Consider the following 8,027-nt stretch of genomic DNA (forward strand, 5'->3'; position numbering starts at 1 on the left):
CGCTGCTCGAAGGACGGCTCCGCCGCCAATAAGCCCGGCCGGGTCGGCGCGTCCGTATGAGCGGGGGCAACTTCCAAATGCCGCAAGATGCCGGCGATATTGCGGCCCACATCGATCTGCGGCCCGGACGCGTCCAAACCCTCTTGCCGTTCGCGTTCTTCTATCAGTTGGCGGGCCCGTTCGAAGGCGGTAATAAACGAATCGCCGTCCGCCAACGCCTTGGCGAAGTAGGATTCGCCGAAATAGGTGTATCGGGTAAAATCGCCGCAGCCATAAGACTCGTGGTCGCGGCTGGAGGCGGTTAGCACCAGCGTGTTGTCGTCTTTCAGCACGTCCAGAAAACCGCCCGAATAACAGGCCGAGACCACGATGATCCGGTTGCGGATGCCGGCCTCGTCCAGCATGGCCTTCAAATCCTCGGCTTTCAGGTCGTTCGGATGTAGCGGCCAAAACGAGACGGACAAGCTGTGGTCCTGTGCGCCGTGGGAACTCAGATAAAGGAACAGCGCGTCTTCGTCTTTATCCATGCGCTCGGCAATGCCCCGCAACACGGCGGCCAGGTTGTGCCGGTTGGCTAGCGGCGCGCTATGCGCGGTATCGGCATTGTTCACTAACACCACGGAGCGGCCGGCCGTGTTAAAGCGGCGGTCCAACAAATTTCTGGCCAGGCTGACGTCGTTGAAAAACACCCGTTCCTCCGCTTGTCCGGCAAAGCCGACGAAATAAAGGTCCGTCTTGCCTTTACGCTGAGCGCGCAATGCCGCCAATTCCTCATTGACCAGCCCGGCTTGCCGGTAATACAAATATTCTTCGTTCAATGCGTTTGCCGCTTCATATTCGGCAGTGCCGTCGTCGGTCTCGGCCGGGTAATACAAACGCTGCGAAGGCAATAATCCGTTCAAGGACAGGGTAAATAAGGCGTAAATGCTAAGCAGCAGTAAGGCGGAAGGCGCGGGTTGCGGATACAGCCGCCGCAGGATTCCGAACACTACCGCCAAAGTCCAAACCACGGACGCCAAGTATAATCCCAACAGCAGGCGCGGAAAATCCGGCCACCAGCGTTCGGCGGCCAGCCAGCCGGAAAAGTAGACGGCATGGATGACGATTTCCGCCGCGGCAATCATCACCAGCAACCGCAACATGTTTCCGCGCTGCAGCGTTAAATGGCCGATACAGGCGGCGCCGGCCAGCATCAATAAAGTTGTGACGGCGAATTTATCCAGCCCGTAGACATTGAATTCCGGGGCCGGCATGGCGTCTAGGTAGTCCACAATGCCGATGCACAAAAGGTTCAACAGCAGCAGTTGCAGGAATAGGCCGAGCGAAACGCGGAACGAGCCGGGCTGGTAATCGAGGAAGAACGCTAGCCGGGCCGCCTGCAGCAGGTTGCCCGCCAGCGCCGACGCCTGAATAAAGGCTTGGGCCGGAGGGATGGCCGGCAGCGTTTTGCCTGTGTTGTCCGGGTGCGACGACCAGTATTCGCGCACCATTGCGGCGAAACGGCCGGCATGGGCCGCGTCTTCCAGGGCCTTTAGGGGAATGGGGATGGCGACATCGCGGCGCAGGTAAAGATACAGGTCGGTACCGGCCTCTTCGAAACCGAGTATTTCCGGCCAAGCGTAAAAACTCATGCGCCCATCCGGCGCCTTGCAGGACATGCCGGCGGGCGTCAGACTCAGCAGGTAGTTTCCCGCGTACCGTTCCAGCCAGCGCCGCCCGTATTGGGAGCGTTGCCAAATCGGCAGCCAGATTAAGGCAACGAAAAATAGCGCAACCGGCAATAGCCAGATTAAATAGTGGTAACCGTTGCCGTTTTCCCGCGCGTACCAACGCCATGCAAACGCAACCGCGGCGCCGATTAACGCCCAGGCGCCCAGGCGCAGGATCGTTCCGCCGGTCCGTCGGCGCTGGCGCAATAGCAAATGTCCGCGCAAGTTCTCCAGATCGGAACCTTGCAATTGATAGTCGATTTCCATGTCCGTACCGTTGGCTGGTGGGAAATAGGCGCGGCCGGGGAGGCTGCGGTCCGGCCGTTTTGCCATTGGGCAATGTCTGGCGCGGATATTAACCCAAAATGGCGGGCCGATCACCCGGCGGGCGTTACGGCGGCGCGGAGAATCTCAAAAACCGCTTGAAACGCATGCCGCAATATTGGAATAACGAGGAATGCGAGGCATATAGAGTTCGTCCGAAGGCTTGGCGTGCCATCCGGCAAACTTGGCGGAAACCGGTTGTGGTGGCCTGGATGCAGTGAAGCGGAATCCGGGGATTACCGGCCGAAATAGCCCCGATTTCATTGCGTTACATACGGGCTACGCTGGCTACTCGACCGTTTGCCGGTTGTTCAGTAAAAGCATTGGTTTTGGCGGAGTTGTTCGAGCCGGTGCGGAAAGGTTTGCGCAAGGTAGTTTTGTAGTCTCTGCCAAGCTGCGTTGGCTTCGGCAATCAGCCGTTGTTCGACGGGCAGCTTTTTTTCGATGCGCGTGTAATGCAAACCGTGGTAGTCGATGCCCGCCTCCCGTAGCGCCTCACGCATCGCGTCGATATTCCTGGTGCCGTCATCGACCAATACGATGTGGTCGTACTCGAGTTTGAGTTTTGCCAAAAGGTCCAGCAATAACGCGCCCTTATTCTGCCCGCTGACCATGAACACGCCATCGTCGTAACTTACCGCGACTTCCGTGGCGTTCGGGTTTGCTTGCCAGCCGTACATCAGGCCGTTAGGGTCGCCGTTGAGCGGCAACGGTAAGGTATAACCGGCGTTTTTCAGCTCCCTTAGCGTCGGGCCTCGGCTATAGGGACTGCGGGCAGTGAGTATGATTTTATCGGCCTCAATCGAGTTGACGATTTGCTGGCCATTGGTTTCGGTTTTTTGCAGGGTTTCCGTTTCGTAATTGATGGCGTTGACGTCGAACTTGCACGGCACGTAGTCGGGGTCGTTGCTAGCCAGCGTGCCTTGCCATTGGTACCAATGATCGCTGCCGAAAAAGGTTCCCGACGTCAGCAGGGTATCGTCGATATCGAATACCACCAGGGTTCGGCCGAACTCGGGCGCCAAATAGTTTTTGACGTCGGACAGATTCTTGCTGGGAATGACCTCGGAAATGGCGGGTTTTGAGAGCCCGTGGCCGGTGACGGTTTGCCGGGGCGAGCAAGCGGCCAAAAAAACAGCCAGCGCCGAAACGGTTAATGCCCTTTGCAATGTATTGATTTTTTTCATCGTTAATCGTTTACGGCCAATCAAATATCAAAAGCGTAGCCCGTATGCAGCTAAGCGGAATACGGGATAAGAGTTTTCAGGATTGACATCGTTTCACAACATGATGCCAGGATTACGCTGCGCTTCATCCGGTGTAACCCGTATTTCACTGCGTTACATACGGGCTACGCTGGCTTTTTGAACGATAAGGTAAGCGTGTAATTCCGGATATTGATCATACTCCAGGTGCCTGCAGATACAGCCCAAGCCGATTAATGATTGTAGAAAACCATTGATGCCTAATGACGAGTAATAAAGCTCTGGCCCCATAAAGTCATCCGTATGCTCGTCTTCTTGGTCTATGCCGCCACAAGAGAATATTAATACTCCGTTTGCGTTGAGGTGCGAGACCAGTTTTGTTAATACTTTATGCTGCTGATTAAGCGGTATATGCCAAATGCTATCCCAAGCTGTAATGAAGTCATATTTCTCGCATATCTCCCATTCACATATGTCTTGTTGATGAAATTTTATTTCCGGGTGTCGTTTTTTGACCAACGAAATCATTTCTTCAGAAATATCAACTCCCTCCGGAGAAAAACCTTCGCTCAAGAGAAGATCGATAAATCGTCCAGTACAGCCGCAACCAACATCAAGTGCTTTGCCTCTATTTTTTGCAAATGCAATCGCTTTCTTGTGCTGATCAATACCATTGTTTCTATTAAAGTCTTGGCTTTCCCAAAGATGGGTAATTTGATTGTAAGCTTTACCAATATCAAGTGGGCTCATAATTTTCCTTCAGATATTATTTTTTTCAATATTTGGCGTCATACAATAACCACTACATCAATCGATTCAAAACTTCCATAACACCAACGCCTGCGGCACATTATCGTGCAAGCCCTTGATGCCGTATTTGTTGTGCCAATACTGGTATTCGATGCCGATGAACAGGTGATTTTCGTCGCCCCAGAAATCGCCTAGGTCCAGGCGTAATTGCGGCTGGGCCAGGGCTTGGCGGGCGGCGGTTTGGTTGCTGCCGATGAAGTCCGCGAAACCTTCGAAACTCCATTTAGTGCCGGCGATTTGGAACGGCAGTTTCCACACCGGGGTAATTTGCCAGGAAGTGCCGATATCGGCGGTTTCGGTGACCCGCTGGCGCAAAAAATCGATGTTGAAATAATCGAAGCCGGGTAGATTAAGGTCGACGGTGACGCCGTATAGCCAGGCCCGGAAGCCGCTTTGCGGACTGTCCATGTTTTCGCCCAAATTGACGCCGAAGGTCGCGCCCAAATCCTTAAAGATGCCGAAGGATAAATCGCGGTCCAGCAGTTTACCCAGGCTGAAGGTGCTGTAGGCTTCGCCGTACAGATTGGTTTGCGGCGACTGCCCATACTCGGTGAACAGCGTGTCCATGAAGAAAAAGTTGCGGCCGTAGGCCCAGCCGTGGGCGTGGGTCACGGTGATGACGGACTGGCCGACAACATGGGGGTTGAACGGTTCGTTGTAGTTGCCGCCGTGCAGATATTGGATTTCGCTGTTGCTCCATTGCATGAAATCGGCCGCGCACGGCGTGAGCAATACCGGCAATAACATAGCGGCGCTCAGGGCGCTGTTCAGGGAAATCGATTTGAGCATGCGGGGTGCGAAATCCTACGGGCAAAAAAAAGCCCATCGTGAAGATGGGCTTTAAGCCTAGTCGAAAAGCTTAGTTTTTGCTTTTATCGACGATTTGATTGGCCTTGATCCAAGGCATCATGCCGCGCAGTTTGGCGCCGACGACTTCGATGGGATGTTCGGCGTTCAGGCGGCGACGTGCGGTCATTTCAGGATAGCCGGTTTGGCCTTCCAGAATGAATTGCTTGGCGTATTTGCCTTGTTGAATGTCTTCCAACGCCTGTTTCATGGCCCAGCGGCTTTCTTCGTTGATCACTTTCGGACCGGTGACGTATTCGCCGTATTCCGCGTTGTTGGAGATGGAATAGTTCATGTTGGCGATGCCGCCTTCGTACATCAAATCCACGATCAGTTTCAGCTCGTGCAAGCACTCGAAGTAGGCCATTTCCGGCGGATAGCCCGCTTCGGTCAGGGTTTCGAAACCGGCTTTAACCAGTTCCACCGCGCCGCCGCACAGTACCGCTTGTTCGCCGAACAAATCGGTTTCGGTTTCGTCGCGGAAAGTGGTTTCGATGATGCCGGAACGGCCGCCGCCGATGGCGGAAGCGTAAGACAGGCAAATGGCTTTGGCTTGGCCGGACGCATCTTGATGAATCGCGATCAAGTCGGGAATGCCGCCGCCCTTGACGAATTCGGAACGTACGGTGTGGCCCGGTGCTTTAGGCGCGATCATGATGACGTCTAAATCGGCGCGCGGCACGACTTGGTTGTACAAAATGGCGAAGCCGTGAGCGAATGCCAAGGCCGCGCCTTGTTTGATGTTGGGCTCGATTTCTTCCTTGTACAGTTTGGATTGGAACTCGTCCGGGGTCAGAATCATCACCACGTCGGCACCGGCAATGGCTTCCGGTACGTCTTTCACGGTCAGGCCGCTGGCTTGGGCTTTGGCGACGGAAGCGGAATTGGCGCGCAGGCCGACGACAACGTCAACACCGGAGTCTTTCAGGTTATTGGCGTGGGCATGGCCTTGCGAGCCGTAACCGATAATGGCTACTTTTTTGCCTCTGATGACCGACAGGTCGGCGTCTTTGTCGTAATAAACTTGCATAGATTTTCTCGTTTTCTAATGGGTGTTAAGTTAAAGGTGTAAGCCTTTTTCGCCGCGGGAAATGCCGGTCGGACCGGAACGCACCACTTCTATGATGCTGTCTTCCTCGAAGCCGTGAATAAACGCATCCAGCTTGCTGGGTTGGCCGGTCATTTCCACGACATAGCTGGCCGTGGTGACATCGATGATTTTACCGCGAAAAATGTCCACCATGCGCTTCACTTCTTCCCGCGTTTCCTGGTTGGTTTTGATTTTAACCAGCATTAGTTCGCGTTCGATATGCGGGGCATCGGCCAGGTCGATCAATTTCACCACGTCGATCAACTTGTTCAACTGCTTGGTGATTTGCTCGATAATTTCATCGTTGCCGCGAGTGACCAGGGTCATGCGCGACAGGCTGGCGTCCTCGGTAGGCGCCACGGTCAGCGATTCGATGTTATAGCCGCGCGCGGAAAATAACCCTGCAACCCGCGATAGGGCGCCGGCTTCGTTTTCAATCAAGATCGAGATGATATGTCTCATTTACGATAACTCCCTGTCCAGCGGCGTACCGGGGGCAACACGCAGCTTCATGTCGTGATGGCCTTTGCCGGCCTCGATCATGGGGTAGACGTTTTCGGTACGGTCGGTAATGAAATCCAGGAATACCGTGCGGTCTTTCATGGCGAAGGCTTCTTGCAGGGCAGGGCGCACATCCGCCGGTTTTTCCACCCGGATGCCGACATGGCCGTAGGCTTCCGCCAGTTTGACGAATTCCGGAATGGTATCCATGTACGACTGCGAATAACGGCTTTGGTAGGAAAACTCCTGCCATTGCCTGACCATGCCCATGTAGCGGTTGTTCAGATTGATAATCTTAACCGGGGTATGGTATTGCAGCGCGGTGGACAGCTCCTGTATGCACATCTGAATACTGGCTTCGCCGGTTACGCAAGCAACGTCGGCGTCCGGAAACGCCAGTTTTACGCCGATCGCCGCCGGCAAACCGAAGCCCATGGTGCCCAGGCCGCCGGAGTTGATCCAGCGGCGCGGTTTATCGAAATGATAATACTGCGCCGCATACATCTGGTGTTGGCCCACGTCGGAAGTGACATAGGCATCGCCGTTGGTCACTTCGTACAATTGCTCGATGACGAACTGCGGTTTGATGAACAAGCTGCCTCTGTCGTAATCCAGGCAGTTGACCGAGCGCCAGCTTTCTATCAATTGCCACCAAGCTTCCAGGGCCGGTTTGGACGGCTTGAGCTTGCTTTCCTTGACCAGTTCTATCATTTGTTCCAGCACCGGTTTGACTTCGCCGACGATAGGAATGTCGACGCGCACGGTTTTGGAAATCGACGACGGATCGACGTCGATGTGAATGATTTTGGCGTACGGGCAGAATTCCGCCAGCTTGCCGGTTACCCGGTCGTCGAAGCGCGCGCCGACAGCCAGGATCACGTCGCTTTCGTGCATCGCCATGTTGGCTTCGTAGGTGCCGTGCATGCCCAACATGCCGACGAACTGTTTGTCGGTGGCCGGATAGCCGCCCAAACCCATCAAGGTGTTGGTGATGGGGTAGCCCAGCATGCGGGTCAGCTCGGTCAATTCCTTGTGGCCTTCGCCCAGAATCACGCCGCCGCCGGAATAAATCATCGGCCGTTGCGCGGCCAGCAATATCTCAACCGCGCGTTTGATCTGGCCTTTATGGCCGACCACTACCGGGTTGTATGAGCGCATGTGGACTTTTTTCGGGTACTTGTACGGCACCTTGATATTCGGGTCGGTGATGTCCTTGGGAATATCGACCAGCACCGGGCCGGGCCGGCCGGTAGTCGCCAGATAAAAAGCCTTCTTAATGGTTTCGGCGATGTCGTTAACATCCTTGACCAGAAAATTGTGTTTCACGCAGGGGCGGGTGATGCCGACAGTGTCGACTTCCTGAAACGCATCGCTGCCTATCACCGGCGACGGCACCTGGCCGGACAGAATCACCATCGGGATAGAGTCCATATAGGCCGTGGCGATGCCGGTTACCGCATTGGTGGCGCCGGGACCGGAGGTCACCAGCACCACGCCGGGCTTGCCGGTGGCGCGCGCGTAGGCGTCGGCCGAATGGGTGGC

The 8,027-nt window shown here is 55.1% G+C and carries 8 protein-coding genes; 1 reads left to right on the forward strand and 7 read right to left on the reverse strand.

What is annotated here, in order from left to right:
- Nucleotides 1-2,042, reverse strand: a 2,042-nt coding sequence (locus NP596_RS18260) for a C13 family peptidase (RefSeq protein WP_256616834.1), incomplete at its 3' end; no start/stop codon positions are given.
- Between the two features lie 32 nt (nt 2,043-2,074).
- Between NP596_RS18260 and NP596_RS18265 the strand changes: the two genes are divergently transcribed.
- Nucleotides 2,075-2,254, forward strand: coding sequence for a hypothetical protein (locus NP596_RS18265; protein ID WP_256616835.1), 180 nt, complete (start codon nt 2,075-2,077; stop codon nt 2,252-2,254).
- Between the two features lie 90 nt (nt 2,255-2,344).
- Here NP596_RS18265 and NP596_RS18270 read toward each other — a convergent pair whose 3' ends face one another.
- The 6 genes from NP596_RS18270 to ilvB form a co-directional block, all read right to left on the reverse strand.
- Nucleotides 2,345-3,220 carry a DUF2608 domain-containing protein gene (locus NP596_RS18270; RefSeq protein WP_256616836.1) on the reverse strand — a complete coding sequence of 292 codons (876 nt, stop codon included), beginning with the start codon at nt 3,218-3,220 and terminating at the stop codon, nt 2,345-2,347.
- Between the two features lie 153 nt (nt 3,221-3,373).
- Nucleotides 3,374-3,988, reverse strand: coding sequence for a class I SAM-dependent methyltransferase (locus tag NP596_RS18275; RefSeq protein ID WP_256616837.1), 615 nt, complete (start codon nt 3,986-3,988; stop codon nt 3,374-3,376).
- A 66-nt stretch (nt 3,989-4,054) separates the two neighbouring features.
- A complete protein-coding gene (locus NP596_RS18280) occupies nt 4,055-4,837 on the reverse strand; it encodes an outer membrane protein OmpK (protein ID WP_256616838.1) in 783 nt (260 codons plus the stop codon).
- A gap of 70 nt (nt 4,838-4,907) precedes the next feature.
- Nucleotides 4,908-5,924 carry a ketol-acid reductoisomerase gene (gene ilvC, locus NP596_RS18285; RefSeq protein WP_196433975.1) on the reverse strand — a complete coding sequence of 339 codons (1,017 nt, stop codon included), beginning with the start codon at nt 5,922-5,924 and terminating at the stop codon, nt 4,908-4,910.
- Between the two features lie 30 nt (nt 5,925-5,954).
- Nucleotides 5,955-6,446 carry an acetolactate synthase small subunit gene (ilvN, locus tag NP596_RS18290; RefSeq protein WP_256616839.1) on the reverse strand — a complete coding sequence of 164 codons (492 nt, stop codon included), beginning with the start codon at nt 6,444-6,446 and terminating at the stop codon, nt 5,955-5,957.
- A partial coding sequence (gene ilvB, locus NP596_RS18295) for a biosynthetic-type acetolactate synthase large subunit (protein WP_256616840.1) occupies nt 6,447-8,027 on the reverse strand: 1,581 nt, incomplete at its 5' end.

The organism is Methylomonas rivi (genome assembly GCF_024505165.1).
GTDB lineage: Bacteria > Pseudomonadota > Gammaproteobacteria > Methylococcales > Methylomonadaceae > Methylomonas > Methylomonas rivi.